The sequence below is a fragment of the Mycolicibacterium septicum DSM 44393 genome (assembly GCF_000455325.1).
Classification (GTDB): Bacteria; Actinomycetota; Actinomycetes; order Mycobacteriales; family Mycobacteriaceae; genus Mycobacterium; species Mycobacterium septicum.
Genome location: NZ_HG322952.1, coordinates 295,278 through 296,736 on the forward strand (window position 1 = coordinate 295,278; position 1,459 = coordinate 296,736).

A 1,459-nucleotide genomic window follows, 5' to 3' on the forward strand; every position below is an offset into this window, starting at 1 on the left:
CTGCTTCGCCTCATCGGTGAGCACCGACTCGTCGGCGTTGAAGACGTAGAGGAACGGCTTGGTGGTCATGAGGTTCAGCTCACGCAGCACCGACCAGTCCTTGCCGGTGGAGAACAGCGTCTTGCCGTCGTCGAACACCGCCTGGGCCGCGACCGCCGCATCCAGAACCGGCTTGCGCTCCTTGTTGTTGCGGGCTTCCTTCTCCAGACGCGGCACCGCCTTCTCCAGCGTCTGCATGTCGGCCAGGATCAGCTCGGTCTCGATCACCTCGATGTCCGAGCGCGGATCCACCCGCCCGTCGACGTGCACCACGTCGTCATCGGCGAACACGCGCACCACCTGACAGATGGCGTCGCACTCGCGGATGTTGGCGAGGAACTTGTTACCCAGGCCGGCGCCTTCGGAGGCGCCTTTCACGATGCCGGCTATGTCGACGAACGTCACCGGGGCCGGCACCGTCTTCTCCGAGCCGAAGATCTCGGCGAGCTTGTCGAGCCGGGGATCGGGCAACGGCACCACGCCCTCGTTGGGCTCGATGGTCGCAAACGGATAGTTGGCCGCCAACACGTCGTTGCGCGTCAGGGCATTGAACAGAGTCGACTTTCCGACGTTCGGCAAACCGACGATTCCCAGGTTCAGGCTCACAGGGAAGACAGTCTAGGCCGGTGTGACAGGCACGCCAGCGCGAGCTGGCAGCACGCGACCAGACAGAGCCGGTACGGTCTACGTGTGTCAGGACAGCGCGCGCAGTCGGCAGTGCCGGCTGACCATCGCTCTGTACACCCGCGATTCGCCGGTGTGCCGTGGTGGGGAGCTGTGCTGCTGGCGATCACCGCAACCGCCATCGGCTTTGCTTTCGATGCCGGTTCGGGCGATCGCGAGCTCAGCTCGGTGTTCGCGATCTGCTATTCCCTCGGTTGCCTTCTGGCTGTTCTGACGGTTCAGCAGGCAGGGCTGTTCACCGCCGTGATCCAGCCCCCTCTCATCCTTTTCGTCGCCGTGCCCGGGTCTTATTTCCTGTTCCACGGGGGCCAACTCAGCGGCGTGAAGGACCTGGCGATCAACTGCGGGTATCCGCTCATCGAACGCTTCCCGCTGATGTTGTTCCTCTCGGCGACGGTCCTGTTGATCGGGTTGGGCCGGTGGTATGTCGGTCTGACAGCGAAGCGCGGAGCCGACGCAGACGAAACCGCGGACGCCGGAACGGCCACGAAGGGCAAGGCCACGCCCGCCGCGGGAATTGTGGCATCTGTCACAGCGAAACTTTCCGGGCTGGTTCTCCGCAAACCCGCCACGGCGTCGACTCGCCGGGAACGGACCGCCGATGGGGATCCGGCAGCGGACGCCCCGCCACGGCGCCGCCCGTCCCAACGCCCGCCACGCCGGCGTCCGGCAGGTGCAGAGCCCGGCACGGGGGCAGCAGCGGCAGCCGCAGCGGCCTCCGGACGCCCCCGCGGCG

General features: G+C 66.3%; 2 protein-coding genes. One reads left to right on the plus strand and one right to left on the minus strand.

The genetic code is table 11. The features are described 5' to 3' along the window. Positions 1-645 (minus strand): GTPase (locus TX88_RS35255; protein WP_044519914.1); only part of this gene is annotated, 645 nt, incomplete at its 3' end. Between the two features lie 84 nt (positions 646-729). Between TX88_RS35255 and TX88_RS35260 the strand changes: the two genes are divergently transcribed. Next, positions 730-1,459: DUF6542 domain-containing protein (locus TX88_RS35260; RefSeq protein WP_044519915.1), on the plus strand; the 730-nt coding region annotated here is incomplete at its 3' end.